A 26,072-nucleotide genomic window follows, 5' to 3' on the forward strand; every position below is an offset into this window, starting at 1 on the left:
CTGCCTGTAACAGCCTGTTGGAACATGTGACCGTCGGCCTGTCCGGCGGTCATTTCATGTGCCGGTGTATCGTGTCATGACGGGGCCAAAGCAAATCAAGGTCCATCTCCATGCCGCCACATGCCTTCTTGTTCGACATGGATGGTCTCCTGATTGACAGTGAGCGTGTGTATGCTGCGGTGGCGCGCGACATTCTTGTTCCGCAGGGCCACGCGGCCGACAGCGTCTCCGCGTTTTTTCTGACATTGGTTGGTGTCTCGGGTGCCGAGAGTGTGCAGATGTTGACGACGTTTCTGGGCGATCCGGCCAAGGCCGCAGCGTTCAACGCAGATTGGCATGCCGGGGTGGCGCAGCGCTTGCAGCAGGATGTCCCGCTGCGTCCCACGGTACGCGACGCCCTAGCAACGTTAGGCGGGCAGGGCGCGCGAATGGCCGTCGTGACGTCCACAAATGGCGACAGTGCCCGCAGGTACCTTGAACAGGTCGGCCTGTTGCCGCTGTTCGAGGTTGTGCTGGGTGGCGATGAGGTCAGCGCGCGCAAGCCGGATCCCGCGCCATATATCGAAGCGGCGGCGGCCCTTGGCCTTGATCCCGGCCTGTGCGCCGCTTTTGAAGACAGCGATCACGGAATTACGGCAGCTGCGCGCGCCGGATGCCGCGCGGTGCAGGTGCCCGACATGCGCCCCCCTGGCGTGCCACTGCCGGACCTGGGTCAGGGCGTTGCTGGTGATCTGTCGACCGCCATCAAGATGGTCGGAGGGTTCGCCGCAGAGATCCGCGCGGAGTGACACAGACACGCCGAAACACGATTGCGATGCCATCATCGGGATGAAACCATGCATGGCGCGTTTGATCATCGTTCCGGAGGTCTCCAGTGAAAATCGTCAGTCTGAATGCCTGGGGTGGGCAGGTCTGGGACACCTTGGCCCCCTGGATCGGCGCGGTCCAGGCGGACGTCCTGTGCTTGCAGGAAGTCACCCGCGCGCCGGTACCAAGCCCGGACTGGTTGCGCTGTGTCGACCCTTATCGCGATCTATCCCAGCGGGCCGACCTGTTTGGTGATGTGTCCCGTCTCCTGCCAGACCATCAGTCGTTTTTTGCGCCTGCGACCCGCGGGACGCTGACGGACGCGAAGGACCGGGCGGTTGCGTCAGAACATGGTTTGGGTCTTTGGGTGCGCCGTGGTCTTGCCGTGACACACATGGCGCAAGGCTTCATTCACGGGGCTTTTCGTGCAGACGGGTGGGGCGCTGAACCGGTGCCGCGTACCATGCAGGTGGCAGGAATTGTGAACCCGGACAGGGGCACCAGGATATGCGTTGGGCACTTCCACGGGCTCCGGGACCCCGATGGCAAAGGCGACACGCCGGCAAGGGCCCGGCAAACCGACCGTGCCATGGATCTGTTTCAACGGGTCTGGTCGGGCGATGGCCCCGCGATCCTGGCCGGTGACTTCAACCTGTTGCCAGACAGCGCCGCCTTTCCCCGGTTTCGTGAGAGCGGGTTACACGATTTGATCACCCGTCATGGTATCAGTGATACGCGCACCGCATTGTACACCAAGAGCCAACGGTTCGCGGATTACATGCTGGTGTCGGATGACCTGCTGACCGCCCGATTTGATGTTCCGGCCGCGCCTGTGGTGTCCGATCACCGGGCCCTGATTCTGGACATTTGACGGTTCCTGCGATTGCCCATTGTCATTTGCCCCGCCTTCCTCTTATCTAAGGGCAGAAGCCAGACGCCATAGCGCGTCGCTTTTATGAGTTTCGCTGTTGGACGAGACGGGCAGGACACGCCTGCTGCATTCGACAGACCGATTGGGCCAGAGATGGCCACGAGTTGCTGACGCGGACCGAGGTTTGGCGCAGCGTATGAACGGACACCGCGCGATCTGCGTGTGTGTCGGAGAAGAACCGCGATGACGCGCGTGAGGACAGTAACGAACCCGGCAGATGGCCCAACCGGCCAGATCTGCGGCGCGTCCCTTATCGCTCAGACAAGACACGCCCCCAATGCACTTGCGCCACCAGGCGCGGGACGATTGCGGGCGCGCAATGGACTTTCATGGCAAAGAAAATGCTTATTGATGCCACCCACGCGGAAGAGACCCGCGTCGTGGTGGTCGACGGAAACAAGGTCGAGGAGTTCGACTTTGAATCCGAAAACAAACGCCAGCTTGCTGGCAACATCTATCTCGCAAAAGTAACACGGGTCGAACCGTCGCTCCAGGCGGCGTTTGTGGATTATGGCGGCAATCGCCATGGGTTCCTTGCGTTCTCGGAAATCCACCCGGATTACTACCAGATCCCCGTCGCCGACCGCGAGGCGCTGATGGAGGAAGAACGCGCCTATGCCGAGGCAATGAAGGCGCGCGACGAGGAAGAGGACAGACCCAAGCCCAAGCGCAGCCGGTCGCGCTCCAAATCCAAGGCATCGAAAGCAGCGGACACCGACGCCAAGGCCACGGCCGAGATCGAAGGTATGGAGACCATCGATCTTGATACCGATGCTGAGGCCGAGGCCGACGTCGCCGTTCCCGAGGACGAAGCCGCGTCGCCCATGGAAACGGTGAAGGACACCCCGGTCGAAACCCCGGAAGCGGGCGAGGACGATGCCGGTGACGAGGGTGAAGCGACCGCGGACACCGTTGAAGCGGACGCCGACGCCAAGCCTGCCGACGACGCAAGTGACGACGGCGACGACGAAGATGACACCGCAACAGCGGCCGATGCCACGTCCAAGGATGACAGCATCGAATCCGTGGCCGATGAGGACGACAGCGAAGACATCCGCCCCCCACGCAAACCGCGCCCGAAACGCTACAAGATCCAGGAGGTCGTCAAAGTCCGTCAGATCCTGCTGGTGCAGGTCGTCAAGGAAGAACGCGGCAACAAGGGGGCCGCGCTGACCACATACCTGTCGCTGGCTGGCCGGTATTGCGTCCTGATGCCGAACACGGCCCGTGGTGGCGGTATCTCCCGCAAGATCACCAACGCGGCCGACCGCAAGAAGTTGAAGGAAATCGCCAATGAGATCGAAGTGCCCCAGGGCGCCGGTCTGATCGTGCGCACCGCAGGGGCCAAGCGGACCAAGGCCGAGATCAAGCGCGACTATGAATACCTGCAACGCCTGTGGGAGCAGATCCGCGAGTTGACGCTGAAATCCATCGCGCCTGCAAAGATCTACGAAGAAGGCGACCTGATCAAACGGTCGATCCGCGATCTCTATAACCGCGAGATCGACGAAGTGTTTGTCGAAGGTGAACGCGGCTATCGCATCGCCAAGGACTTCATGAAGATGATCATGCCGTCCCACGCCAAAAACGTGAAACTCTATGGCGAGAGCCTGCCGTTGTTCGCGCGCTATCAAGTGGAAACGTATCTGGGTGGCATGTTCAACCCGACCGTTCAGCTGAAATCGGGTGGCTACATCGTCATCGGTATCACCGAGGCGCTTGTCGCCATCGACGTGAACTCGGGCCGGTCGACCAAGGAAGGGTCGATCGAGGAGACTGCCCTCAAGACCAACCTGGAGGCTGCGGACGAGGTGGCCCGCCAGTTGCGTCTGCGCGATCTTGCCGGCCTGATCGTCATCGACTTCATCGACATGGACGAGCGCAAGAACAACGCGGCAGTCGAAAAGCGCATGAAGGATCGACTGAAAACCGACCGGGCGCGCATTCAGGTGGGTCGCATCTCTGGCTTTGGTCTGATGGAAATGTCGCGCCAGCGACTGCGCCCCGGCATGATCGAGGCGACGACACAGCCTTGTCAGGCGTGCCACGGCACCGGCCTGATCCGGTCGGACGACAACCTGGCCCTGTCCATCCTGCGCCAGATCGAAGAGGAAGGCACACGTCGCCGGTCGCGCGAAGTGCTGGTGAAATGCCCTGTCGGCATCGCCAACTTCCTGATGAACCAGAAACGCGAACATATCGCGCATATCGAAGGCCGCTATGGCCTGTCGGTGCGGATCGAAGGGGAACCGCATCTGGTCAGCCCCGACTTCTCGCTTGAAAAGTTCAAGACGGCGACACGTGTCGTGAAGGCAGTGGAAGCGCCTGTCGTCTCGGTCGATACGTCGATCATGGATCAAGTGGACGAAGACGAAGACGCCGTCACCGACGAGGCACCCGAAACGCCCGTAACCGACGACGGAGAGGCAAAGCCCAAGCGCCGCCGTCGCCGTCGCCGCAGCCGGGGCCGGGGCAAGTCATCCGGGGATCAGGCCGAGGGTACCGAGGCGTCAAACGGTGACGCCGAAGCGTCGGACACATCCGAAGCTGAGCCCGTCGAGGCGCAGGTCGAAGCCACCGATACCGCAGAGGTATCGGAGCCCGTGGCCGAGGCCCCGCCGGAGGGTGCCGAAAAAGACGCGCCCAAGAAGCCCACGCGCACCCGCCGGTCGCGTAGTTCCAAGTCCAAGTCGACAGACGCGACGGACGACGATGTGCAGGCAGAAGGCGCAGACACGTCCGCAGAGGGTGTTGAGGCACCTGCGGAGGCCAAGGAAGACGCGCCCAAGAAGACGCGGTCGCGCAGCACGCGGTCAAAGGCACCCAAGGCGGCCGAAGCGGCGGCGCGTGCGCCGGCACAGGAAGACGTGGTTGTGTCGGCACCCGAGGTCGAAGTCGTCGCTGATCCCGCACCGTCAGCACCCGAGCCGACACCGGAGCCTGTGGTCGAGACTGCGGAACCGGTCGCGCAAGCGCCAGACGAGCCGCCCAAGCCCAAACGGCGCGGGTGGTGGTCCCTGGGTAAGTGATACGTGATGGGGGCGTGCCAGTGGCGCGCCCTTATCCTTTTCGGATGGCGTAACGCTGGATCGGGCCGTCGGTATCGGCGGACACCAGCGTATGCCCTGCCTCTGCGCAGAAATGCGGAACATCCACGACCGCGGCCGGATCATCGGCCGACACGATCAGAACGTCACCCGGGGCCAGCGCCTGCAATCGCTTGCGGGCCTTGAGGACGGGCAGGGGGCACAGCAGGCCCACCGCATCGAGTTCATGTGCATTGTCCATGACCGCTCAGATAGGGATGATGTTACACCCTGTCCACAGACATGTGACCTCAGGGTACGTGACGCGGGCGTCAATGGCCGCTAGGTGGGATATATGTTTGGAATCGATATCATCGACGCAAGCCTGATCCCGGCCATGAGCGTCGCGCTGCTGGCGGGCATCATCAGCTTTCTCAGCCCTTGCGTGCTGCCCATCGTACCGCCCTATCTGGCGTATATGTCGGGCATGACCGTGGGCGAGATGTCCGAAGGTCGTTCGGGCCGCAGCCGCGCCACTGTAACCGCACTGTTCTTCGTGTTGGGGCTGTCGACGGTGTTCATCATCCTCGGCTTTGCCGCGTCGGCCTTCGGCGCGTTTTTCCTGCAGAACCAGATCCTGTTCGCACAGATTTCTGGCGCAGTGATCATGATCTTTGGCCTGCATTTCCTGGGCGTGTTCCGGATCCCCTTTCTGGACCGCGAGGCGCGGATGGAAGCGGGCGATCAGGGCGGATCATCCTTCGGCGCGTATATCCTTGGTCTCGCGTTCGCCTTCGGCTGGACGCCGTGCATCGGTCCGCAATTGGGTGCAATCCTGACACTTGCCGCGTCCGAGGCGTCGGTGACCCGTGGCACCTTCCTGCTGGGGGTCTATGCGGCGGGCTTGGGCATTCCATTTCTCTTGGCCGCGATGTTCATGAGCCGGGCCATGGGCCTGATGAACCGGATCAAGCGACATATGGCGCTGATCGAGAAGATCATGGGCGGGCTGCTGGTTCTCGTCGGGGCCGCCATGCTCTTTGGCCTCTTTACCCGGTTCTCATTCTGGTTGCTGGAACAGTTTCCGGCTTTGGCAACGCTCGGCTAATCGGCCGCCGCCTTACTTTGGCCGCAGAACCACGCTAGACTGCACCCAAGAGGTGCATGAATGAGCAGGTCGCATCCACATACCGTATCGCGCCGCCGGGTCTTCTATATTCCCGGCTATGACCCGATCCATCCGCGTCGCTACCGCGAACTCTACCGCAAGGAGGGCGCGGACCAGGCTCGCGTGTCCGGTTATGAGATCCGCCTTAGCCCGGCGCCCAAGTCGGAGCATTTTGGCTGGCATGTCGACGCAACGGTAGATGGCCAATCAGTCCGCGCAAATGTCGAGGTTCTGGTCTGGTCCGATATCGTCAAGGGCAGCATGGAGGCGTCGATACCTGGCACGTATCTGCAACTTGTACGCACGGCGTGGACCTACATCGCGTCGGGTGCCCTGCGCCGCCTGATGCGGTTGCGCAAGGGGCCGGTTATCGCGGCGCTGTATCCTGTCGGGATGTTGCTGGGGCAGGCGCTGCTGGCAATGGCGCTGTGGTATGCGCTGTGGCGGGCCGGCAGCGGTTTTGGATCATTGGCCGGGTGGGGCGGTGCCGCACTTGGAGCGATTGCATGCGTGGCCCTGCTGCGGTGGTTCAAGGACAAGGATGGCAAGTTCTTTGCCTATTACCTGATGCACGATTATGCCTATTCGGCAGCATCCAAAGGGGCGAACCCGCCCGCGCTTGAAGAACGGATGACGCAATTTCAGGATGCCATTGCCGCGGCACTGACATCCGAAGTGGAAGAGGTTCTTGTGGTGGGCCATTCATCCGGCGCGCATCTTGCGGTTTCGGTCCTGTCTGACCTCATCCGGGCAGGACGCGTGCCTGCCAACGGTCCGGCCCTTGCGTTTCTGTCGTTGGGACAGGTGGTGCCGATGGTGTCCTTCTTGCCCGACGCGCACCGCCTGCGGGCGGATTTGCAATTCCTGTCGGCCCGGCACGAATTGACATGGGTGGATGTGACGGCCCCGGGTGACGGCTGTGCCTTTGCCTTGTGCGATCCGGTGTCTGTGTCCGGCGTCGCACCTGCCGACAAACGCTGGCCGCTTGTGTTTTCGGCGGCCTTCACGCAAACGCTCAGCCCCGCACGGTGGAAGGAACTGCGCTGGCGCTTCTTCCGGCTGCATTTCCAGTACCTGTGTGCCTTTGACCGGCCAAAGGACTATGATTACTTCCTGATTACCGCCGGTCCGGTGACGCTGGCAGATCGCTATGCGGATCGCCCACCATCGAAGTCTCGCATTGACGTGCCCGTGTCGAAATACACATCCGTCGCCGCATGATCCCGCCCAAACCTCCCAGTCGCCCGGACCGGGTGTCCTTGTGCCGCTACATGCAGCTTTTCCGCCAGGACATCCTGTCGGCACAGCCCGCACGGCTGTACCGCGCGTGGATGGCCGAATTTCGGACGCCATTCTTCCGCAGCTACCTGATGAACCAGCCCGATCTGGTGAAAACCGTGCTGAAGGACCGCCCCGACGATTTTCCGAAATCTGACCGGGTCAGCGAAGGGTTGCGTCCTCTGCTGGGCAACTCCGTCTTTTTGACAAACGGCGAGACCTGGAAGCGCCAGCGCCGGATCATTGACCCGGCTTTTGAGGGGGGCCGGTTGCGCGAGACCTTTCCGGCAATGTGGGACGCATCCGAAGCAGCAGCGCAGCGTCTGCCAGAGGGTCTGGTCGAAATCGAAGAACAGACCAGCCATGCTGCCGCGGACGTGATTTTTCGCACGCTGTTTTCCATCCCGATCGAAGACACGCTGGCCACAGCCGTGTTTCACGAATTCCGCGCCTATCAACGCAGCCAACCCATTCTGAACGTCGCCGCCTTTGTGCCGCTGCCGCGCTGGGTGCCGCGCATGTTCCGCCGCGACACAAAGGCCAGCGCCGCCCGCATCAGGTCACTGATCGGGCAGTTGGTCAACCGCCGCGCACAAGAGATCGCCGACGGTCGTGCGCCCCATGATCTGGCGACCAAGATCATGACAACACGCGACCCTGAAACCGGTGATACGTTCTCACCCGGGGAAATGGTGGATCAGGTCGCGATCTTCTTTTTGGCAGGCCATGAAACCAGCGCGTCGGCGCTGGCGTGGGCGCTCTACCTGATGGCGCTGTACCCCGAATGGCAGGACCGCGTCGCGGCAGAGGCCTCGGCGCTTGAGACCTGCGATTTCAGCGCCATGTCCAAGCTGCCCGTCACGCGTGACGTCTTTCGCGAAACCTTGCGCCTCTATCCGCCCGTGCCGATGATGGTACGCGAAGCGTCATGCCCCGAGCGGTTTCGCGACCGGGACGTGGCAAAGGGCAGCCAGCTGGTGCTGAGCCCCTGGCACCTGCACCGACACTCGCGACTGTGGGAGCGTCCTGATGAATTTGACCCCGGACGCTGGCATACGGAAAACGGCCGCACATGTGGACGGGACGCCTATATCCCGTTTTCCGCCGGGGCACGGGTCTGTACGGGCGCAGGTTTTGCCATGGTCGAAGGGCCGCTGATTCTCGCGCGCCTGTTGCGGGATATGTCGGTTGCGCCGATGGCAGACCGGGTGCCGGTGCCCGTCGCACATCTGACCGTGCGGGCCAAGGACGGCATTTGGCTGAATTTGCGCAAACGGTAGCGCAAACAGCGGCTTGCCGGGGTTCGCCCAGGCCTGCGAATGCGGTAGACGGGTGTCAACGACGGCACGAGCTTGGAGCATGCGATGACCGATTTCGCCAAAATGCGCGACCAGATGGAAAACGGGGCAGGTTTTATCGCCGCGTTGGATCAGTCCGGGGGGTCGACGCCCAAGGCGCTGGCGCTTTATGGTGTGGATGCGTCGGATTACGGGTCCGAAGACGAAATGTTCGCCGAAATTCAGAAGATGCGGGCGCGCATCATCCTGAGCCCGGATTTCACCAGCAAAAAGGTGATTGGCGCGATCCTGTTTGAAAAGACACTGCACGAGCAGATCGAGGGCCAGCCGGTGCCGTCCTACCTGTGGGACAAGCGGGGCGTCGTGCCTTTTCTCAAAATCGACAAGGGCCTGCAGGACGAGGCGGAGGGCGTTCAGCTTTTGAAACCGATCCCCGCACTGGCCGACACGTTGGCCGCAGCCAAGGGCATGGGCATCTACGGAACCAAGGAACGCTCGGTCGTGCATCAGGCCAATGCGGCAGGCATCTCGGCCATCGTCGACAACCAGTTCGATGTGGCGCACGAGGTGATTGCCGCCGGGATGGTGCCGATCATCGAACCCGAAGTGAACATCCACTCCGAAACCAAGGCCGAGGCCGAAGCGATGCTGGCCGACGCGCTCATGGCGCAGACCGAGACGCTTGGCGACGGGCAGGACATCATGCTGAAACTGACGCTGCCCGACACGCCGGGCATCTATGACGCGCTGGCGGATCATCCACGGGTGCAGCGGGTTGTGGCCTTGTCTGGCGGGTATTCGACGCAGGATGCAAGTGCCCGCCTTGCGCAAAACCACAAGATGATCGCCAGCTTCAGCCGGGCCTTGACCGAAGGGTTACAGCGCGACATGAGCGACGAAGGGTTCCATGCGGCCCTGGGCAGCAACATCGATCAGATTTACCGCGCGTCCATCGCCTGAGACCTGTTGCCGGAAACCTGCAAGGTTTCCCGTCCGCTTTCTTCCAAAGACAGCGGCTGCAGGTGGGCAAAGATACGCACACGTTCATGGTCGCAAAACGCGATGATCTGACCCGCGTTTTTGATTGCGCGACATCCGCGTCGCGGTAGTTCGTCCGGGCAGCGGGCCTTCCCGATGTATTTTCCTGTGTCTCGTAACGTGTGGCGGTTCACGCCGTCTGTGCGTGCCGTCCCGGACCTGAAAAGTTCAAGAAGCCAGTTATCCGGCGTCAACGGGGCGCGTGTCATGCCCGCATCACGGAGCGATCAGAGTTGGCGGGTCATGAAATGCTGAAGCACAAACACGCGGATCGCTGAAGCAAGACCGATATCTGCGCCGCGCGCCGCATCAATTTCGGCGGCCAAGTCATTGATAGGACGATCCTCTGCCGCTGCGATCTTCCGAAAGGCGTCCCAGAATTCAGGTTCCAGCGACACGCTTGTCCGGTGCCCTTTCAGGGTGAGTGAGTGCTTTTGCGGCCGTTGGCTCACTGCTCGGCCCAGAACCGCCGGGCCGGGTCAAGCTGCGCAATCCGCTCATACGTATTGATGACGCGGGCCAGCGTGCCTTCGTTGGCACGTATGTACCGACGCGCGCGGCGCAAGGCGCGGATCTTGTCACGCGTGGCGATGTTGTCTGTCGGGCTCATGGGAACACCTATACCTCATAACAGATGCAATTTGCCCCGTATTTATGGCTTTTTGTCGTTCCCATTCGCAACATACGGGGACGTTTCGGCGGCTTTGCCATCCAAATCTCGCGCTATTCGCGCATTTTCCCGCTTTGCGCGATCTTTTTCGACCTTCGTCAGACCGAACGCCACCGTATTGGCCTCCGCACGCGCCTTCTTGTCGGCGCGTGCGCGGGCCTTTCGGACCTTGTTCAGGTTGACGGGCGTGCTCACTTGGGTCCGATCATGTTTTCAGGGCGCACCACCTCGTTGAACCGCTCTTCGGTGACAAAGCCCAGCTTGACCGCTTCTTCAATCAGGGTGGTGCCGTTCTTGTGGGCCGTCTTGGCAACCTTGGTGGCGTTGTCATACCCGATTTCCGGAGCGAGCGCAGTCACAAGCATCAGCGACTCGCGCATCAGCTTGTCGATGCGCACCTCATCAGCCTGTAATCCGGCGACCAGGTTGTCGGTAAAGGCAGAACAGGCATCTCCCATCAATTGCATCGATTGCAGCACGTTATAGGCCATCATCGGCTTGTAGACGTTCAGCTCGAAATGCCCCTGCGATCCGGCAAAGCCCACGGCGGCATCATTGCCCATCACATGGGCACAGACCTGCGTCAGCGCCTCGCATTGTGTGGGGTTCACTTTGCCCGGCATGATAGAGGACCCCGGCTCGTTCTCGGGCAGCACCAATTCGCCCAGACCACACCGGGGGCCGGATCCCAGCAGACGGATGTCATTGGCAATCTTGAACAGCGACACGGCAACGGTTTTCAACGCACCTGACATCTCGACCATGGCATCATGGGCGGCCAGTGCCTCGAACTTGTTGGGTGCGGTGACAAAAGGCAGGTCGGTGATGTCGGCCATATGGCCTGCAACCGCCTCGGCCCAACCGACCTTGGTGTTCAGGCCGGTGCCGACAGCGGTGCCACCTTGCGCCAATTCATAGATGCGGCCCAATGCATCCTTGACGCGCTGGATGCCCATGGCAACCTGATGGGTGTATCCGGAAAACTCCTGACTCAGCGTCAAAGGCGTCGCATCCTGCGTATGCGTGCGCCCGATCTTGATGATGCCGTCGAACTGGGCGACCTTCGCTTCAAGGGCCGCGTGCAGCTTTTCCAGACCCGGCAGCAACACGTCCCGCGCAGTCATCGCGGTTGAAATATGCATGGCGGTCGGGAACGTGTCATTTGACGACTGTCCCATGTTGCAATGGTCATTCGGGTGAACAGGGTCTTTTGACCCGATGACACCACCCAGGATTTCAATGGCGCGGTTTGCGATCACCTCATTGGCGTTCATGTTGGACTGGGTGCCCGAGCCGGTTTGCCAGACGACAAGAGGAAAATTGTCGTCCAGCTTGCCGTCCACAACTTCGCCGGCGGCTGCGATGATCGCATCGGCCAATCTGGCGTCAAGCGCACCTTGCGCCTTGTTCTGCATCGCGCAGGCTTTCTTGATCACGCCCAGCGCCCGCACCACGGCCACGGGCTGTTTTTCCCAACCAATCGGGAAATTCATGATCGAGCGTTGCGTCTGCGCGCCCCAATACTTGTCGGCGGGGACCTCCAGCGGGCCAAAGCTGTCGGATTCGGTGCGGGTGTCGGCCATCTGGCGGCTCCTTGTTGCGCGTGTCGTCGTGCTTTGCATCTACCGGGCGGGGCGCAGTCAGACAAGCGGGCGGCACATTTGTCGCCGTCATGTGATCACACGCCGCAGTCCCAAGGGTGCATCGGCGGTGAATGCCACCTATATTGAAAGGTGGAAGCGCAGTGAGGACCGCCATGATCAGAACACGCACGTTGTTTCGCGCATCGCCGCTTGGTATCGCAAATGCCCTGTTTGCCCTGGGATGCGCCTTGCTTTTGCTGGCCGGGCAAGCTCGGGCCGAGATTGCGCCCTTTGTCGGCTCCTACACCGGCAATGCCGAAGTGACACAAATCGACGGGAAGAAAATCCCGCGCGACATGAGCGTGATGATCAGCGAAAACAAGCAGGGCTTTACCGTCACCTGGACGTCCGTCACCTACAAGGCGTCCGGCAAAGTGTCAGAGAAATCCTACTCGATCGACTTTGTGCCCAGCGGGCGGGGCAACGTCTATGCCGCCGCCCAGAAGAAGAACGTATTTGGCCACGAGGTGCAACTCGACCCGATGAAGGGCGAACCCTATGTCTGGTCCCGCATCGACGATCAGACGCTCACCGTTTATTCGTTGTTTGTTGACGTCGATGGCGGCTACAGCTTGCAGCAATATGACCGCACGCTGACCGAGGGCGGTCTGAACCTGCGGTTCCAGAACATCCGGGACGGAGAGATTTTGCGCGCGGTCGAGACGTTCCTGGCGCGCAAGTGATCCCTATTTCCTGAAGCTGTCGAGGGATACGATCTCGGCATCCTTGCCATCGCCATCTTCGGCGGCCGGCTCGTCTGCGGCCTTGGGGGCTGCGGGTGCGCGGCTTGGCAGGATTTCGGGCGGTGTCGCAGGCGACGCGGTGTCCTCGTCATCGCCCTGCGTTTCAAAGCGCAAGCCGAATTCGACGGACGGGTCCACAAAGGTCTTGATCGCGTCATAGGGGATGTACAGCGGCTCGGGCGCGTCGCCGAAATTGAGCGTCACGGCGAACCCTTCGGCACCCACATCCAGATTGTCGTACCAGTGCTGCATGACGACCGTCATCTCGCCCGGATACCGGTCACTCAGCCAATCGGCCAGTTCCGCATCGGGATGGCTGGTGTCAAAGGTGATGAAGAAGTGATGCGCGCCGGGCAGCCCATTCTGGGACACATCGGTCAAAACCTTGCGGATCAGCCCCCGCATGGCTTCGTGCATCAAGTTGCCGTAATCGATGTTGCGGCTCATGGCGATCCTCGTTTGTGTCGCCCAACCATATCCCAATTTGACGCAGAGGGAAGGGGCGGCGCGCGTCCTGCGTACCTTAAACTGCGCCGGCAAGTGCCAGCGCGCATCCCGCCGCTGCCATAAGTGCCAAGGTCACAAGCAGATCCACCCGCAAACGCAGCATCAGGTAGGCCGCAGCCGCCGTCAAAAGGACTGCCCACAGGTTCAGCGTGGCAAGGTCCGGCATGGGCAAGGCAAGGTGCGGAACCGCGCCGACATCGCCAAACAGCACATGCAGTGCGAACCAGATGGACAGGTTCAGGATAACCCCCACCACCGCAGCCGTAATGGCGCTGAGCGCCGCTGACAGGCGCGGGCGGGCAGCAATATGATCCAGGTACGGACCGGCGGCAAAGATCCACAGGAAACACGGGACAAACGTGACCCAAAGCGTCAGCGCACCTGCCGCGAGCGCAAGGCCCAGCCCGCCCTGGGCATACCCGGCCAACAGGGCCACGAATTCCGTCACAAGGATCAGCGGGCCCGGCGTTGTTTCAGCAAGACCCAGCGCGTCGATCATCTGTCCCGTCGTGATCCAGCCGTGCTCCTGCACGACGTCCTGTGTCATGTAGGCCAGGACGGCATAGGCACCGCCAAAGGTGACGACCGCCAGCTTGGAAAAGAAAAGCCCGATCTCGAGCAGGAAGTCGCGCCCGGTCAGCCAGAGCAGGGCCAGCGGTGCGGCCCATAGTGCGGCAAGGCCCGCCACCGGGCCAAGGATGCGGGCTTGCACAGGTGCTGCCACCGGTGCGTCTGGCATGGGGCTGGCGGTCGCGGCCCCATAAAGGCCCGCCATGACAACGACGATGGGAAACGGGATGCCAAAGACAAACAGGGCGACAAAGGCAAGGCCCGCCAAGGCCCATGCAGCTGACCCGTGCAGCGCCTTTTGCCCCAGACGCATAAGCGCCTGCAAAACAACGATGATCACAGCGGCCTTGATGCCCAGGAATGCGGCCTGGACCAACGGAACGTCGCCAAACCGGACATAGGCAAGCGCCAGACCAAGGATGATCATCGCGCCCGGGATCACGAACAGCGCACCCGCCAGCAGGCCCCCGGTGATGCCGCGCAGGCGCCAACCTGCATAGGTGGCAAGCTGCATCGCTTCGGGTCCGGGCAACAACATGCACAGGGACAGCGCCCGCAAATACTGGTCTTCGGTCAGCCACTTTTCGCGGCGTACCAGCGCATCATGCATCAGGGCGATCTGTGCTGCGGGCCCGCCAAAGGACATCAGGCCGATCCGGCCAAACACGCGCGTCAATTCCGACCAATTGTGCACCATCATCCGGCCTCCTGACCACTTGACCGGCAGAACGCGGTCCACGCCGCATCCAGAAACGGAAGGCCTGCTGTCGCACAGTCTTCATCACGAACGTGAAGATCAGGCAACATGTCCATCAACACGGTCCCGGGCGCGGTTCCATCCTCAACCCTGTCCAGAAACACGACAAGGGCAGGGTGGATCAGCCCTCGCGCGGCGAAGTTCGTCGTCAACGATGTGTCAGGATCATGTAGGGTCGCGCCAAATCGGTCCGCAACGGCACTGACATGATCTGGCGCAACCCACATCACACGCGCGTTGCGGTCAAACCAGCGCATGACGGTCCATGCAGCCGCCAGCGCACCGCGGTCGCGGGTGGCGGGAAGCACCCAGGCTGTCCCCATATCCGGGGCCAGATCGCAGGCGAGCCGCGGGTGATCGGCCGCCTGCCACGCAAGGTTTCCGCCCTGCAACGCGCGGGCACCGATGCCCGCAGCGCGCAACAGCGCCGCCGCACCTTGCGACAGTTTGAGCCCCTTCTGACAGACCGTGACGACAGGTCTGCCTGGGTCCAGAAACGGCACCGCGTCAAGGACATCGCGGTGGTGCACCGGCATGGCCGTGGGCAGGCGCCACGGATCGGCGGCGACATCTTCGGGAAGGGTGACGTCGATGATGTGCGGCCCATGAGCGGTGCCCAAAAGCGCGTACATTTCATCAGCAGGGATTACATGAAGAGGGTGGTCCATCGTGGCATCCTTTGAGCACAACAAAAGGATGCGACATTTGGGCCAGCGTTGTTCAAGCCTGATGGGGCAGTCGCGTTCGCCCCTGTGCTTGAGTAGCGGCGCGCCGTGGCTTGCGTCAACCCTTGCTTTGAACGCTGGGCATCAGGAGTAGCGCGCCGCACCGGGTTATCAGACCAGCCAACTGCCAGCATTCGCGGGCAGACGCTGCTGCCGCGCAATCGACGGATTTTGCCGGAAAACGCAGTCGGGCGTTTCGGGAACAGATTTCACCGGATGTGCCACCGGGCCATTGCGCGTTGATCGACCGATAGGATGCGAATGATGTGTGACAGGTGTGGGCCAAAGACGACTGCCCTGTCAGCGCAGGCGCGTGCCGCCCAACATCACGGCCATCGCATTTTCAGGCAGCAGACCCAGTTGTTCGAACAGGGAAAGAGAGTCGGTGTTGTTGTAAATCTCGACCATCTGCGTGCCCTCAAAGCGGGCGATGACCTGGGTAAAGATGTGCACCGGGTCACCGGTATCAGCACTGTGGCTTTTAATCTCAATCAGCGCCGACAGCCAATCATCCTGTTCCATCGTGATCGGCAGACTGATTTCGATCGGACCCAGCAACTCGCGCACCATTGTCACCAGTTCGGTCAGATCATCTTTGGAAAAGGGCATGTCGCCCATGATCCCCCGCGATCGTGCGTTGGGGGCCAGGAATTTCGGGATGGCGCCGGTGTCGCCCTTAACCCACACCTCGTCGTACCAGCCTTGGAGGGTTTTGACCTTGTGCGGCATGCGCGCCTCATTCTGAATGGACCTCTATCCCGTTCAGGACTAGCTGCGGCGCGTTAACATTCCTTAAAGTTGTGGAGAAAACCGGCGTTTCTTTGCAGTTTCCCGTTCTCAGCGTATCTTCATGTGATGGAAAGTGCAGGCTTCTGTTGCCAGGTGCCTGCGAACCCCGCCTTACGCGGCTAGGCGCAAGGGCTTAAAGTCGGTTCGACTAGGACTGCTTACGCAGCCATAGCAACCGGAGCACGATTGTCGTTTGCAATTGTACTGTTTTCGCCGGTAACGGTGGCAGACAGCCGAGACAAAGCAAACCCCTTTAGACGTCCGTCGATCCTGTTTCGGCCCCATGATCCCGCAAACGACAGGATGTTTGGTGGAGCCGCCGGGTACCGCCCCCGGGTCCGATCCGCTTATTACGAGCGCGTTTATGTCCATAGTCCCGAAGGACACCCCATACATAGGCGACGGGCGCGCCTATTGCAATCTGCGCGCGCGCCCTGCCGCGTTTTTTGGAACAGAGAAGCAAGCATTCTTACATGAAGATCGAGCCATAACACTCTGATTTACAGTGCACCCATCGCAATTCGGGTTGCTGCAATGGCGCCCAGGTTGATCGACAGCGCCACGATGGCCACCACAAGTTCAGAGCCGAAGAAGATCCATTTCAACCGGGTCGTGCCGTCGGCGATCAGGGATGTGATCCGACCCAGCGCGCCGCCGGCCCAGATGAATCCCAGCATGGCATAGGCCACAGGGCTTGCAAGCCACAGCGCGCCCGCGCCAGCCACCACAAACAGCGCGCCCGAGGCTGCGCGCACTTCGGACCGGCCCATGGTCGACCCTCCGTCGCGCAGGTCGACCGTTTGCATCGTGTAACGCGGTGCCAACCATCCCAACGCACCGAAAAAGATAGTGAGCACGGCGATGCCGATATTGATAAATGTGATCCAGTCCATGAGCGCCTCGTTTCAATGGTTTGAAAGAGGAACCCGGAAGGGGCCATTTTGTTCATATGTTCGCTGCGATGAACCAGACGGCCAGGGCTGCCTCTATGCCACCGAACAGGATCACCTTGCGGCGAGGTGGGTTGTCCAGCGCTAGCGACAGGCAGCGGCCAAGCGCAGCACCTGCAAAGGCAAAGCCGATCATCGCATAGGCGACCGGCGCGTCGATCCAGATGGCGGCCAGGCCTGCCACGACAAAAAGCCCACCGACAGAAGCGCGCATTTCGCTCAGCCCCATGGTGCTGCTGGTCGGCTCCAGATCAAGCGCTGCCGCCGTATAGCGCGGTGCCAGAAATCCAAACAGGCCGAAGGCGATGGTCAACGCGGCGGCCAGGATGTTGAGGCTGTCAATCATGCGCCGCAGGTAGGGCAGGATTATCTGTCCGGCAAGCGCCAAATGTCTCGGCGATCGGGGTGTTCAGCCGATCTTCCAGCCTCTGGTTGAAGGTCGCAAGGTCCATGTTCGGGTCCAGATCATCCACCCGCCGCAGATCGACCGAGATATGCCGCCGCCCGCGTTTGATGCCGATGAACGTCCAGAAGTAATCATAGCGCGCGGGCTGGAACTTGCCCAAGCCATCCAGTCGTAGAACCAACACGGGCCGCTCTGGATTTGTTTGCAGGATATCACGCGCGCCGGACAGATGCGGCGCTATCACTTCGGCCGGTTGCTGGCGCGTGTGCCCGGCGGGGAACAGCAGAATACTCTCGTCGCGATCAAGCGCTGCGAGGATCAGCGACATCGCTTTCTTCTTTTGGGCCTCGCGCCGTTCGGGGCTCCAGGTCCTGGGGGAACTGACGGGAATGGCGCGGGCCACGAACAATGGAAACCACTGCATCCAGTTGTTGTATTCGTTGTAATGCACCACAGGGCGAATGCGTTGCGTGGTGTACAGGATCGCAGCAATCAATGGACCGTCAAAGCGGCTGACATGGGTTGCGAGGATCAACGCGCCTTGCAGGTCCTGCAAAAGATGCTTGTTCGAACAACTGACATTGTAGAACAGCCCGAAATAGGTGCGCACGATCGCAAAGAAGAAATGGCGCAGCCATTTGCCGATGGTGCCATCAATAAATCGGAACATATCTGTGCTGCTCGCGCCTCGGTCTCTTTGGCCCGACAGTCGTGGGCGGACGCAACGACGTCAAATAAAATCCTCAGAGAGCGGTCCAGAGACCAACACCGCCCACAAGGATCAGGCTCAGTGCCCAGCCAAGTTCAAGATCAAACCAGCCGCGTTTGAGAAAGTTGAGACCAAGCCAGCGGTGTACCGCATAAGCCACGGCGCCGCCGGATCCCATCATGGCGACGGTATGCAGAACGGCCACGCCCAGTGCCAGGGCCGTTGTCGCCATCAGTGCGGACGCGGCGCGGTGCCCTGCGTCCAGTTCTTCGATGGCGCAAAGGCCCAGGTAAATCGGCACGAGCATGAGCGCAGCACCGTGGGCCAGCGCAACGAGAAAGGACCAAAGGGTCAGTTTGTGCGGCGGAATGCGCGCCAAGAACCGCGGGTGCTTGCGTGTTATCGCCAGGTACAGTCCCATCCCGATGACCAGAAGGCCCGCGCCGATGCGGATTTCGTTCTCGAAATCAATCAGCAACGTCATCATGGAGAAGGGCAGAAGAATACCCAGCATCGCCGCGAAATGGCCCAGCGACAGCGCCCCAAGCGCGGGCCACAGCGCGCTGCGCCGCCGTTCGAACAACGCGGAGGACACGGCCAGTGGCCAGCCCATGCCGGGGTTCAGGCCGTGATACAGGCCAGAGAGGATCACGGCGAGCCACAGGCCCGCCGCAGTTGTCAACTCCATGCTCTAACCCACTGAAGGATAGCAGAAACTGTCCGTCGAACAGTCGCCGCCCTCAAGCCGGATCTGGTGGCTGCGGTAGCCTTCGGGGAATGTGGTCCAGAACTTTTCGTCCAGCGTCAGTCCGCCGTTCTCGCCCACATGCGCCATCACCATCGCCGCCCCACGCTCACCCGGATAGAACTGGTCGTCCCATGTGGAATAAAGCGAGTTGGTCCAGTAGACGCGCTTGCCGTCGCGGCTGATCTCGACCATCTGCGGGCCATAGCCAAAGTCCTGGCCGTTGGGGTGCTTGTGCTTGGCGACGATGCCCCCAATCTCGACCTTGCCGGCCAGAACCGGGTTCATCGGGTCGGACACATCGTATTGGTGCATCTCGCCCAGTCCCCAACACGCGACATACAGGTATTTGTCATCCAGGCTCAGGTCGATGTCCGTCACCAGCGGCGGCACGGCACCGAACCCTTTCAGCAAGTCGGGCAAGTCGTCCGCGTCCGCAGGCACCGGATCAATGGTGATTGTCTTCTTGGCCTGCCATTCACCATCCTCGTCCCGCCACCAGGTAAAGATCGCGCCTTGCAGGTTGGTGGTGTCCACGACCACACCGCAAAACCCGTATTCCTTGACCGGATCGTGGGCCGGTCGGATCTCCAGCGCCATCTGGTGGTTCTCGCCCAGGTCGATGGATTTGGTCACCTTGCGCCCGCGCAGATCCCAGAAGTGGATCGTATGGCCGTATTTGTTGCTCAGCAGATCTTCGGGCACCACACCGTTTTCAAACTGTGGCGGCAGGCCCCATTCGGAACTGACCATGTAGTCGCGCGGCAGGTTCCACCAGAAATCATAGTGCTTGTCCTGAATGCCCCGGTCCATCTCGTACCGGCCCAGGATGTCGAAGCTCTCGCAATCCATGATGAAGATGCCAGGAGGGCCGTCGGTCCCATCCTCGCCGCCGCCGCCAAGGGTCGAGACATAGATACCCTCAGGACCGCAATGGATCGTGTGCGGGCGCGAATAGCCCGTCTTGGCAAACAGTTCTTCGGGTTCGATGATCTTGTGGATCTTGGCGTCCAGAGGGTCCTTGACGTCGATGATATAGATGCGCGACGACCGGATGCCGGGGATGATCAGGTAACGGCGCTCCAGAAAGGCGTGGCCGGTCAGGGGCGACAGGGCCGACGAACAGGCGTTCCACCCAAAATGGTGAAATTCGTCGCCCAGGTTCGGCACATAAAGTTCGTGAACAATCTGGCTGTAGGTGTCGCTGGTCGGATCGACATCCACAACTGCAAGGCCGTCCGGTCTGGTCCCATCGGGGCTAAGCATCAGCGTAAAGGCCAGCTTTTCTACCGGTGCCTGCATGGCATCGTTGGGCGAAGGATAAAATGTGGGATCTGGTCTTAAATTCATGGCTTCCTCCCTGAAAGCGTGTGTCTGTCTGTGCCCGGCCCCTTCAATGTATTTGCGACTTGTGACAAAGGGATCAGGCGGTCTTGTGCTCCTTTTCGGCGGCCCGTTTTGCACGGGCGGTGACCACAGAATGGGCCAGTTCCCGTGTGTAGGCTTCTAGTTTCACAAGTGTGGCGTCGACCTTGTGCGCGTCCTGCGCATCGATCGCGTCGGCAATATCGGTGTGCAAGGCCACGATCTCTTCGCGCGACCGCGCCGTGAACGTGATCATGTTCATCAGGGGCTGCATGGCCTCGACCGCACCGGCAAGCTGATAACTCAGCACCTTGTTGCCCGCGCCATCCACCAAGGCCCGGTGAAAGGTGACGTCAGAAGCGCAGAACGCTTCATCCGTCAATCCAGGCTGACCCTGGCGATGAATTTCGGCGCGCATCGTGGCCAGCTGATCCGGTGTGCGGCGCTGTGCCGACAGGGGCGCGCAGGCACGCTCCAACGCATAGCGCGCTTCACAAGCGACATCGAAACTGACCGCGTTCATGGACAAAAGCAGGGTCGACGTGGTGACCTGCTGGGCATAGGCATCCTCAAAGCGCAGACGGTTCACAAACGCGCCGCCCGACGCGCCGCGCTGGGTGCGGATCAGCGATTGCGCCGCCAGCCGCTTCAGGGCCTCGCGCACCGTGGGACGGGACACGTCAAAATGATCCGCAAGCTCCGCCTCGCTTGGCAGGCGCTGATCGACAATCAAATCGCCCGCAATGATCGCATCCCGGATCGCCTTGGCAATCTGGGCGGACAAATCCACGGTGCTGTCAGGATCAATTTTCATTTGTCTTACATTTTAATGTCTGACATTTAATCTGGCAAGCATTGAGTCGTATGCGTTCAGGGAGGACACATGCCGCATCTTGTTCGTTCAACCCTGTGGCTTGGGTTCTTCGGCGCGATCCTCGCGGCGTGGTGGGTGATGTATTCCATGTCGCTGTCCATGGACGTGGACCTGTTCGGACGGCCCGGAGAGATGGGCGCGCGCATGGCCGCGATGGACCCGCGCATGCCCATGTACATGCCGATGGCGCATTTCGGCCCGCTGTTCGCGATGTGGGCGATCATGATGGCGGCGATGATGCTGCCGACTCTGGTGCCGACACTGCGCAGCTACGAAGACCTGATGGTCAGCGCGGACGGCACGCGGGCAGGGTGGCTGGGGGTCCTTCTGGGCTACTTCGTTGTCTGGGTCGCTTTTGCCGCGCTGATCACGGGCGTGCAGCTTGCCTTGCTTTTCGGCGGCATCATCGACATGCTGGGCATATCCAAGACCACCACATTTGCGGGCCTGCTGCTGCTGGCCGTTGGTCTGTTCCAATTCACCCGAGCAAAGGAACTCTGCCATGGCGTCTGCCATAGCCCGATGATGTACTTCCTTGGCCACTGGCGCACCGGCTTTCAGGGCGGGCTGCGCATGGGCCTCGGCCTTGGCGCGTTTTGCGTGGGCTGCTGCTGGGGCTTCATGGCGCTTGGCTTTGTCGGCGGCGTGATGAGCCTGCTGTGGATGGGCCTCGCGACGCTGTTTATGGTGATCGAAAAATTGCCCCAGATCGGGCATGTTGTCACGAAACCCATGGGGGGTCTGTTGACCCTTGCAGGGCTGACCGTACTGGTCTGGCCCTTTGTAACCGGAGGATAAGATGGCCGTCAAAAAACGCGCGCAAGCGGACAAGCTGCCGATCAGCCAACGTATCGACAGCCGGATGCCGAACCCCGGCAGGCGCCAGATGTCGCCCACCGAATGGGCCATCAAGGGCGAACTGTTCCTCAACTGCTCGTGCGAGCTGTTTTGCCCCTGCGTGGTGTCGCTGGGCGCGCATCCGCCGACCGAGGGGCACTGCCACGCCTGGATGGCGATCGCCATCGACGAGGGGCATTTCGAGGGCGAGGACCTGTCAGGCCTGAACGTGGGCCTCATGGTCGACATCCCGGGCCGCATGGGCGAAGGGGGCTGGCGCGTTGCGGCCTATGTGGACGAACGGGCAAGCGGCAAGGCCTATAACGGCATTCTGCAAGTCTTCTCGGGGGCTGCGGGCGGCACCACGGGCCTTTTCACCATGCTGGTCAGCGACATTGTGGGCGCCGAACGCGAGAAGGTCGAGATCGTCCGCGAAGGCACGAAGCGCGGCCTCTATATCGGGCGCAAGATCCAGGGCGAGATCGAGATGATCACCGGCAAGTCCGAAGATCACCCGGTCATGATCACCAATTCCAAATACTGGATGGGCCCCGACATCATCGCGGCGCGCGGGCTGAAGTCCAAGGTACGCGATTATGGCCGCATCTGGGACTTCGGCGGCAAGTCCGCCGAAATCTGCCCGATCGACTGGAAAGGCCCCAAACCGTGATCGAGGCAGGCTATGTACGGACCATGGCCCGTTACAACGCCTGGCAGAACCGCCAGTTGACGGAGATGCTGACCGGCGTGCCGGACGACGAGTTGCGCAAGGATCGTGGCGCGTTCTTCGGCTCGATCATGGCGACGCTAAACCATATCCTTTGGGGCGACACGATGTGGATGAGCCGGTTCAACCCGGACATACCCGCACCTGCCGTGCCGCCAGAGCAGCACAAGGACTTCACACCCACCTTCGCGGTCTGGAGCGCCGAACGCTTTCGTATGGACGGCACGATCCGGCTGTGGGGTGACACCCTCAACACCGTCGACCTCAAGGGCGACCTGTCGTGGTATTCCGGCACGCTCAAGCAAGACTTCCAGATGCCGCTTGAGACATGTGTGACCCACCTTTTCACCCACCAGACCCACCACAGGGGTCAGGTGCACGCCATGATGACCGCGGCGGGCCTGTCCGCACCGGTTACCGATATCGTATTCATGCCAAAGGACGAGTGATGGCCGTTATCTCTCCATCGCGCCGCCTGCGCCGCACACCCTTTTCCGACGGGGTCGAGGCCGCAGGGGTCAAAGCCTATACCATCTACAACCGGATGCTGCTGCCCACCGTGTTCGACAGTGTCGAGGCGGACTATCGCCATCTCAAGGACCATGTGCAGGTCTGGGACGTGTCCGTCGAACGGCAGGTCGAATTGCGCGGTCCCGATGCGGGCCGCCTGATGCAGATGCTGACACCTCGCGATCTGCGCCGCATGCTGCCCGGTCAGTGCTATTATGTGCCCATCGTGGACGAGACGGGGGGCATGCTGAACGACCCCGTGGCCGTGAAGCTGAGTGAAGATCGCTGGTGGATATCCATTGCCGACAGCGATTTGCTGCTGTGGGTCAAGGGGATCGCAAACGGGTACCGGCTGGATGTCCTGGTGGACGAACCTGACGTATCACCGCTTGCGGTGCAGGGCCCCAAGGCTGACCAGCTGATGGAACGGGTCTTTGGTGAACGGGTCCGCGACATCCGGTTTTTCCGCTTCGACATGTTCCAGTTCGAAGGATGCGACCTGGCGATCGCGCGCTCGGGCTACTCCAAGCAGGGCGGGTTCGAGATTTACGTGCCCGACAGCGCGCAGGGCATGCCCCTGTGGAACGCGCTGTTTGCGGCAGGTGAAGACCTGCAGGTCCGCGCCGGTTGTCCCAACGGCATCGAACGGGTCGAGGCCGGGTTGCTGTCCTATGGCAACGACATGACCGATGACAACACGCCCCATGAATGTGGGCTGGGACGGTTCTGCGACACGCAGACGGCGATTGGCTGTATCGGGCGCGACGCGCTGTTGCGGGTGTCCAAGGAAGGGCCCGTGCAACAGATCAGGCCCATCGCCATTCATGGTGATGCCGTGCCCACCTGTGACCGGCCCTGGCCGCTGTATGCCGGGGGCAAGCGCGTGGGGCAAGTCACGTCCGCCGCGTGGTCGCCGGACTTCAAGACCAACGTGTCTATTGGTATGGTGCGCATGACCCATTGGGATGCGGGCACCGCGTTGGAAGTCGAGACGCTGGACGGCATGCGCCGCGCAACGGTGCAAGAGGCGTTCTGGTTGTAACCGCCGGACCGGGGCGCTGCCCCGGACCCCGGCATATTTTTCGAACAATGAAGGGGTGGTCCCTTCGATGAATGGAGAGCGATATGTTCAATGCACTTGTGGTCAACAAGGATGAGGACAGCGGCAAGACCTCTGCTGCGGTGCAAGAGCTGTCGCTGGATGACCTGCCCGAAGCCGACGTGACGGTTGCAATCGAGTATTCGACGGTGAACTACAAGGACGGTCTGTGCATCGGGCCGGGTGGTGGTTTGGTCCGCAAATACCCGCATGTGCCCGGCATCGACTTTGCCGGGACGGTCGAGGCGTCGGATGATGACCGCTACACGCCGGGCGACAAGGTTGTGCTGACCGGCTGGCGTGTCGGCGAGGCGCATTGGGGCGGCTATGCGCAGAAAGCACGGGTCAAGGCCGATTGGCTGGTACCGCTGCCGGAGGGTCTGGACACCCGCCAGGCCATGGCCGTGGGCACGGCCGGTTTCACCGCGATGCTGGCGGTGATGGCGCTGGAAGATCACGGGATCAAGTCCGGCCCGGTGCTGGTCACCGGTGCCGCGGGCGGTGTGGGCTCGGTGGCCACCGCCATTCTGGCCAACCTTGGTCACAGCGTTGCCGGTGTGACGGGGCGCCCGGAAACGGCCGATTACCTGACATCCCTGGGCGCCAGCCAGATCGTGGCCCGCGAAGAGATCAACGAGACCACCAAGCGCCCGCTTGAGGGCGAAACCTGGGGCGGATGTGTCGACGCCGTGGGCGGCGCGATGCTGGCCCGCGTGCTGGGGCAGATGGAATACGGTGCCTCGGTGGCTGCGGTCGGCCTGGCCGGGGGCGCGGGCCTGCCCGCCACCGTCATTCCGTTCCTGCTGCGCGGCGTGAACCTTCTGGGCATCGACAGTGTCATGCAGCCCTATGACAACCGCGTCCGCGCCTGGCAGCGCATCGCCAAGGACCTGCCCATGGACAAGCTCGAGGCCATGGTCCAGCCCGCGACCCTGTCCGATCTGCCGCACTTGGGCGCAGACATCCTCAAGGGGCAGGTCAAGGGCCGCGTCGTGGTCGACGTGAACGCCTGATCGGTCTAAACGGGTCTTCGAACCATCTCGGAGACCCGCATGACCGCCTATGACGACACCAACATCTTCGCCCAGATCCTGCGGGGCGAAATCCCGTGTTTCAAAGTCTATGAAGACGATGACACCTTGTGCTTCATGGACATCATGCCCCGTACGGATGGGCATTGCCTGGTCATCCCCAAGACGCCCTGCCGCAATGTCCTCGATGCATCGGACGCGCAACTTGCGGCGGTGATGTCGACGGTCAGGAAAGTGGCAAATGCGGCCAAGGCGGCGTTTGACGCAGACGGCATCACCTTGCAGCAGTTCAACGAGACGGCCGGCGGACAAGAGGTGTTTCACCTGCATTTCCACATACACCCGAGGCATGAGGGCGTGTCGATGCGCCCGCCGGGCAAAATGGGCGACACGGATGTGATCAAGGGCTACGCCGAACGGATCAGCGCGGCGCTTTAGGGTACGCGTTTCAAATCCGCCGGTTGGCCGATCCGTGGGTGCGCGCTTGGTCCCCATGCCACCGCGTCCGCGCGCGTATCGCACAAGAAGGGCAGCCTGGTTTTGGGCAAGGAGTGGTGAAATCCAGCCAGCGCGCAGGGACGATGTGACGGTTTTGAACGGCTCCCGCGCCGGATGGACCCGACCGGATACCACCCATGACGCGTGGAGATCGGTCCGAATCTTTGAATAATGAGACGGTTTCTTGCGCGGCGGGTGCGTCGAAAAGGCCGGTTCAGACCGCTGTTTCTGAAATTCCACAGGCAAATTTCATATCGGACACAGAAACGGCGGTTCATGGCACAAAGCGACCCCAAAAACCGGATTTTACCCTTCGTTAATCACCTAAGCCGTGTTTTCCTGCTGTCATAAAAATGACAACAGGAAGGTAA

The 26,072-nt window shown here is 61.4% G+C and carries 29 protein-coding genes and 1 other RNA gene; 14 read left to right on the forward strand and 16 right to left on the reverse strand.

Translation table 11 applies throughout. The annotated features are described in order from the left end of the window. Window positions 1-110: 110 nt before the first annotated feature. From Q0844_RS02330 to Q0844_RS02340, 3 genes are all read left to right on the forward strand, one after another. Window positions 111-788 carry an HAD family phosphatase gene (locus Q0844_RS02330; RefSeq protein WP_299041676.1) on the forward strand — a complete coding sequence of 226 codons (678 nt, stop codon included), beginning with the start codon at window positions 111-113 and terminating at the stop codon, window positions 786-788. Between the two features lie 86 nt (window positions 789-874). After that, window positions 875-1,678 (forward strand): endonuclease/exonuclease/phosphatase family protein, encoded by an 804-nt coding sequence (locus tag Q0844_RS02335; RefSeq protein WP_299041679.1) that lies wholly within the window; start codon window positions 875-877, stop codon window positions 1,676-1,678. A 389-nt stretch (window positions 1,679-2,067) separates the two neighbouring features. Beyond that, window positions 2,068-4,767: a ribonuclease E/G gene (locus tag Q0844_RS02340; protein WP_299041682.1), complete on the forward strand. Its 2,700-nt coding sequence runs from the start codon at window positions 2,068-2,070 to the stop codon at window positions 4,765-4,767. A 31-nt stretch (window positions 4,768-4,798) separates the two neighbouring features. Here Q0844_RS02340 and Q0844_RS02345 read toward each other — a convergent pair whose 3' ends face one another. Next, window positions 4,799-5,026, reverse strand: a complete 228-nt coding sequence (locus Q0844_RS02345; RefSeq protein ID WP_299041684.1) for a sulfurtransferase TusA family protein — start codon at window positions 5,024-5,026, stop codon at window positions 4,799-4,801. A 93-nt stretch (window positions 5,027-5,119) separates the two neighbouring features. Here Q0844_RS02345 and Q0844_RS02350 point away from each other — a divergent pair, with 93 nt between their 5' ends. The 4 genes from Q0844_RS02350 to Q0844_RS02365 all read left to right on the forward strand — a co-directional run bounded on the left by Q0844_RS02350 (window position 5,120) and on the right by Q0844_RS02365 (window position 9,468). Further along, window positions 5,120-5,872 (forward strand): cytochrome c biogenesis protein CcdA, encoded by a 753-nt coding sequence (locus Q0844_RS02350; protein ID WP_299041687.1) that lies wholly within the window; start codon window positions 5,120-5,122, stop codon window positions 5,870-5,872. Between the two features lie 60 nt (window positions 5,873-5,932). Continuing rightward, window positions 5,933-7,153, forward strand: coding sequence for a hypothetical protein (locus Q0844_RS02355; RefSeq protein ID WP_299041689.1), 1,221 nt, complete (start codon window positions 5,933-5,935; stop codon window positions 7,151-7,153). Beyond that, window positions 7,150-8,490 (forward strand): cytochrome P450, encoded by a 1,341-nt coding sequence (locus Q0844_RS02360; protein ID WP_299041692.1) that lies wholly within the window; start codon window positions 7,150-7,152, stop codon window positions 8,488-8,490. The genes Q0844_RS02355 and Q0844_RS02360 overlap by 4 nt, the downstream gene beginning before the upstream one ends. A gap of 84 nt (window positions 8,491-8,574) precedes the next feature. After that, window positions 8,575-9,468: a fructose bisphosphate aldolase gene (locus Q0844_RS02365; RefSeq protein ID WP_299041695.1), complete on the forward strand. Its 894-nt coding sequence runs from the start codon at window positions 8,575-8,577 to the stop codon at window positions 9,466-9,468. A 305-nt stretch (window positions 9,469-9,773) separates the two neighbouring features. Here Q0844_RS02365 and Q0844_RS02370 read toward each other — a convergent pair whose 3' ends face one another. From Q0844_RS02370 to fumC, 4 genes are read right to left on the reverse strand one after another with little or no spacing between them, the layout of a single operon-like run. Further along, window positions 9,774-9,998: a ribbon-helix-helix domain-containing protein gene (locus Q0844_RS02370; RefSeq protein ID WP_299041697.1), complete on the reverse strand. Its 225-nt coding sequence runs from the start codon at window positions 9,996-9,998 to the stop codon at window positions 9,774-9,776. Then, window positions 9,995-10,156, reverse strand: a complete 162-nt coding sequence (locus Q0844_RS02375; protein WP_299041699.1) for a hypothetical protein — start codon at window positions 10,154-10,156, stop codon at window positions 9,995-9,997. The genes Q0844_RS02370 and Q0844_RS02375 overlap by 4 nt, the downstream gene beginning before the upstream one ends. Before the next feature lie 42 nt (window positions 10,157-10,198). Further along, window positions 10,199-10,411, reverse strand: a complete 213-nt coding sequence (locus Q0844_RS02380) for a DUF4169 family protein (RefSeq protein ID WP_299041701.1) — start codon at window positions 10,409-10,411, stop codon at window positions 10,199-10,201. Then, window positions 10,408-11,799 carry a class II fumarate hydratase gene (fumC, locus tag Q0844_RS02385; RefSeq protein ID WP_299041704.1) on the reverse strand — a complete coding sequence of 464 codons (1,392 nt, stop codon included), beginning with the start codon at window positions 11,797-11,799 and terminating at the stop codon, window positions 10,408-10,410. The genes Q0844_RS02380 and fumC overlap by 4 nt, the downstream gene beginning before the upstream one ends. 173 nt (window positions 11,800-11,972) lie before the next feature. Between fumC and Q0844_RS02390 the strand changes: the two genes are divergently transcribed. Continuing rightward, a complete protein-coding gene (locus Q0844_RS02390; RefSeq protein WP_299041707.1) occupies window positions 11,973-12,542 on the forward strand; it encodes a hypothetical protein in 570 nt (189 codons plus the stop codon). A gap of 3 nt (window positions 12,543-12,545) precedes the next feature. On the opposite strand, the gene Q0844_RS02395 is transcribed toward Q0844_RS02390, so the two are convergent. From Q0844_RS02395 to Q0844_RS02445, 11 genes are all read right to left on the reverse strand, one after another. Beyond that, window positions 12,546-13,049, reverse strand: a complete 504-nt coding sequence (locus Q0844_RS02395) for a ClpXP protease specificity-enhancing factor SspB (protein WP_299041709.1) — start codon at window positions 13,047-13,049, stop codon at window positions 12,546-12,548. Window positions 13,050-13,125: 76 nt separating this feature from the next. Then, window positions 13,126-14,379, reverse strand: a complete 1,254-nt coding sequence (gene chrA / locus Q0844_RS02400) for a chromate efflux transporter (RefSeq protein ID WP_299041712.1) — start codon at window positions 14,377-14,379, stop codon at window positions 13,126-13,128. Beyond that, window positions 14,376-15,104, reverse strand: a complete 729-nt coding sequence (locus Q0844_RS02405) for a rhodanese-like domain-containing protein (protein WP_299041714.1) — start codon at window positions 15,102-15,104, stop codon at window positions 14,376-14,378. Before Q0844_RS02405 ends, chrA begins: the two co-directional genes overlap by 4 nt. Before the next feature lie 357 nt (window positions 15,105-15,461). Beyond that, window positions 15,462-15,890 (reverse strand): hypothetical protein, encoded by a 429-nt coding sequence (locus Q0844_RS02410; RefSeq protein ID WP_299041717.1) that lies wholly within the window; start codon window positions 15,888-15,890, stop codon window positions 15,462-15,464. A 132-nt stretch (window positions 15,891-16,022) separates the two neighbouring features. Continuing rightward, window positions 16,023-16,374, reverse strand: a transfer-messenger RNA (tmRNA) gene (gene ssrA, locus Q0844_RS02415). Window positions 16,375-16,450: 76 nt separating this feature from the next. Continuing rightward, on the reverse strand, window positions 16,451-16,843 hold the full coding sequence (locus Q0844_RS02420; protein ID WP_299041719.1) for a DUF4345 family protein: 393 nt from the start codon (window positions 16,841-16,843) through the stop codon (window positions 16,451-16,453). 52 nt (window positions 16,844-16,895) lie between these two features. Next, entirely contained in the window at window positions 16,896-17,246 is a 351-nt protein-coding gene (locus Q0844_RS02425) for a DUF4345 family protein (protein ID WP_299041721.1), read from the reverse strand. Then, complete coding sequence (locus tag Q0844_RS02430) at window positions 17,239-17,976, reverse strand: 1-acyl-sn-glycerol-3-phosphate acyltransferase (protein WP_299041723.1); 738 nt, start codon at window positions 17,974-17,976, stop codon at window positions 17,239-17,241. Before Q0844_RS02430 ends, Q0844_RS02425 begins: the two co-directional genes overlap by 8 nt. Window positions 17,977-18,049: 73 nt before the next feature. Then, complete coding sequence (locus Q0844_RS02435) at window positions 18,050-18,703, reverse strand: hypothetical protein (RefSeq protein WP_299041726.1); 654 nt, start codon at window positions 18,701-18,703, stop codon at window positions 18,050-18,052. A 3-nt stretch (window positions 18,704-18,706) separates the two neighbouring features. Beyond that, window positions 18,707-20,110, reverse strand: coding sequence for a selenium-binding protein SBP56-related protein (locus Q0844_RS02440; protein ID WP_299041728.1), 1,404 nt, complete (start codon window positions 20,108-20,110; stop codon window positions 18,707-18,709). A gap of 73 nt (window positions 20,111-20,183) precedes the next feature. Beyond that, entirely contained in the window at window positions 20,184-20,939 is a 756-nt protein-coding gene (locus Q0844_RS02445; protein ID WP_299041731.1) for an FCD domain-containing protein, read from the reverse strand. 69 nt (window positions 20,940-21,008) lie between these two features. Here Q0844_RS02445 and Q0844_RS02450 point away from each other — a divergent pair, with 69 nt between their 5' ends. From Q0844_RS02450 to Q0844_RS02475, 6 genes are all read left to right on the forward strand, one after another. Beyond that, entirely contained in the window at window positions 21,009-21,797 is a 789-nt protein-coding gene (locus Q0844_RS02450; RefSeq protein ID WP_299041732.1) for a DUF2182 domain-containing protein, read from the forward strand. Between the two features lies 1 nt (window position 21,798). Further along, window positions 21,799-22,506: a DUF1326 domain-containing protein gene (locus Q0844_RS02455; RefSeq protein ID WP_299041733.1), complete on the forward strand. Its 708-nt coding sequence runs from the start codon at window positions 21,799-21,801 to the stop codon at window positions 22,504-22,506. Next, window positions 22,503-23,012 (forward strand): DinB family protein, encoded by a 510-nt coding sequence (locus tag Q0844_RS02460; RefSeq protein ID WP_299041734.1) that lies wholly within the window; start codon window positions 22,503-22,505, stop codon window positions 23,010-23,012. The genes Q0844_RS02455 and Q0844_RS02460 overlap by 4 nt, the downstream gene beginning before the upstream one ends. Further along, complete coding sequence (locus tag Q0844_RS02465; RefSeq protein ID WP_299041735.1) at window positions 23,012-24,115, forward strand: dimethylsulfoniopropionate demethylase; 1,104 nt, start codon at window positions 23,012-23,014, stop codon at window positions 24,113-24,115. The genes Q0844_RS02460 and Q0844_RS02465 overlap by 1 nt, the downstream gene beginning before the upstream one ends. A gap of 83 nt (window positions 24,116-24,198) precedes the next feature. Then, a complete protein-coding gene (acuI, locus tag Q0844_RS02470) occupies window positions 24,199-25,185 on the forward strand; it encodes an acryloyl-CoA reductase (protein WP_299041736.1) in 987 nt (328 codons plus the stop codon). 39 nt (window positions 25,186-25,224) lie between these two features. Further along, window positions 25,225-25,641, forward strand: coding sequence for an HIT family protein (locus Q0844_RS02475; RefSeq protein ID WP_299041740.1), 417 nt, complete (start codon window positions 25,225-25,227; stop codon window positions 25,639-25,641). Window positions 25,642-26,072: the final 431 nt, after the last annotated feature.

The sequence above is a fragment of the uncultured Tateyamaria sp. genome (assembly GCF_947503465.1).
Taxonomy (GTDB): domain Bacteria; phylum Pseudomonadota; class Alphaproteobacteria; order Rhodobacterales; family Rhodobacteraceae; genus Tateyamaria.

What these genes read in the sequence shown, in the direction of transcription:
- Q0844_RS02450 (WP_299041732.1), top strand. Translation starts at nt 21,009, where the DNA reads ATGCCGCATCTTGTTCGTTCAACCCTGTGGCTTGGGTTCTTCGGCGCG.
- Q0844_RS02435 (WP_299041726.1), bottom strand. Translation starts at nt 18,703, where the DNA reads ATGGAGTTGACAACTGCGGCGGGCCTGTGGCTCGCCGTGATCCTCTCT.
- Q0844_RS02360 (WP_299041692.1), top strand. Translation starts at nt 7,150, where the DNA reads ATGATCCCGCCCAAACCTCCCAGTCGCCCGGACCGGGTGTCCTTGTGC.
- Q0844_RS02390 (WP_299041707.1), top strand. Translation starts at nt 11,973, where the DNA reads ATGATCAGAACACGCACGTTGTTTCGCGCATCGCCGCTTGGTATCGCA.
- Q0844_RS02340 (WP_299041682.1), top strand. Translation starts at nt 2,068, where the DNA reads ATGGCAAAGAAAATGCTTATTGATGCCACCCACGCGGAAGAGACCCGC.
- Q0844_RS02355 (WP_299041689.1), top strand. Translation starts at nt 5,933, where the DNA reads ATGAGCAGGTCGCATCCACATACCGTATCGCGCCGCCGGGTCTTCTAT.
- Q0844_RS02475 (WP_299041740.1), top strand. Translation starts at nt 25,225, where the DNA reads ATGACCGCCTATGACGACACCAACATCTTCGCCCAGATCCTGCGGGGC.
- Q0844_RS02375 (WP_299041699.1), bottom strand. Translation starts at nt 10,156, where the DNA reads ATGAGCCCGACAGACAACATCGCCACGCGTGACAAGATCCGCGCCTTG.
- Q0844_RS02350 (WP_299041687.1), top strand. Translation starts at nt 5,120, where the DNA reads ATGTTTGGAATCGATATCATCGACGCAAGCCTGATCCCGGCCATGAGC.
- chrA (WP_299041712.1), bottom strand. Translation starts at nt 14,379, where the DNA reads ATGATGGTGCACAATTGGTCGGAATTGACGCGCGTGTTTGGCCGGATC.
- Q0844_RS02455 (WP_299041733.1), top strand. Translation starts at nt 21,799, where the DNA reads ATGGCCGTCAAAAAACGCGCGCAAGCGGACAAGCTGCCGATCAGCCAA.
- Q0844_RS02440 (WP_299041728.1), bottom strand. Translation starts at nt 20,110, where the DNA reads ATGAATTTAAGACCAGATCCCACATTTTATCCTTCGCCCAACGATGCC.
- Q0844_RS02420 (WP_299041719.1), bottom strand. Translation starts at nt 16,843, where the DNA reads ATGGACTGGATCACATTTATCAATATCGGCATCGCCGTGCTCACTATC.
- Q0844_RS02365 (WP_299041695.1), top strand. Translation starts at nt 8,575, where the DNA reads ATGACCGATTTCGCCAAAATGCGCGACCAGATGGAAAACGGGGCAGGT.
- Q0844_RS02465 (WP_299041735.1), top strand. Translation starts at nt 23,012, where the DNA reads ATGGCCGTTATCTCTCCATCGCGCCGCCTGCGCCGCACACCCTTTTCC.
- Q0844_RS02425 (WP_299041721.1), bottom strand. Translation starts at nt 17,246, where the DNA reads ATGATTGACAGCCTCAACATCCTGGCCGCCGCGTTGACCATCGCCTTC.
- Q0844_RS02405 (WP_299041714.1), bottom strand. Translation starts at nt 15,104, where the DNA reads ATGGACCACCCTCTTCATGTAATCCCTGCTGATGAAATGTACGCGCTT.
- acuI (WP_299041736.1), top strand. Translation starts at nt 24,199, where the DNA reads ATGTTCAATGCACTTGTGGTCAACAAGGATGAGGACAGCGGCAAGACC.
- Q0844_RS02430 (WP_299041723.1), bottom strand. Translation starts at nt 17,976, where the DNA reads ATGTTCCGATTTATTGATGGCACCATCGGCAAATGGCTGCGCCATTTC.
- Q0844_RS02395 (WP_299041709.1), bottom strand. Translation starts at nt 13,049, where the DNA reads ATGAGCCGCAACATCGATTACGGCAACTTGATGCACGAAGCCATGCGG.
- Q0844_RS02345 (WP_299041684.1), bottom strand. Translation starts at nt 5,026, where the DNA reads ATGGACAATGCACATGAACTCGATGCGGTGGGCCTGCTGTGCCCCCTG.
- Q0844_RS02445 (WP_299041731.1), bottom strand. Translation starts at nt 20,939, where the DNA reads ATGAAAATTGATCCTGACAGCACCGTGGATTTGTCCGCCCAGATTGCC.
- Q0844_RS02410 (WP_299041717.1), bottom strand. Translation starts at nt 15,890, where the DNA reads ATGCCGCACAAGGTCAAAACCCTCCAAGGCTGGTACGACGAGGTGTGG.
- Q0844_RS02330 (WP_299041676.1), top strand. Translation starts at nt 111, where the DNA reads ATGCCGCCACATGCCTTCTTGTTCGACATGGATGGTCTCCTGATTGAC.
- fumC (WP_299041704.1), bottom strand. Translation starts at nt 11,799, where the DNA reads ATGGCCGACACCCGCACCGAATCCGACAGCTTTGGCCCGCTGGAGGTC.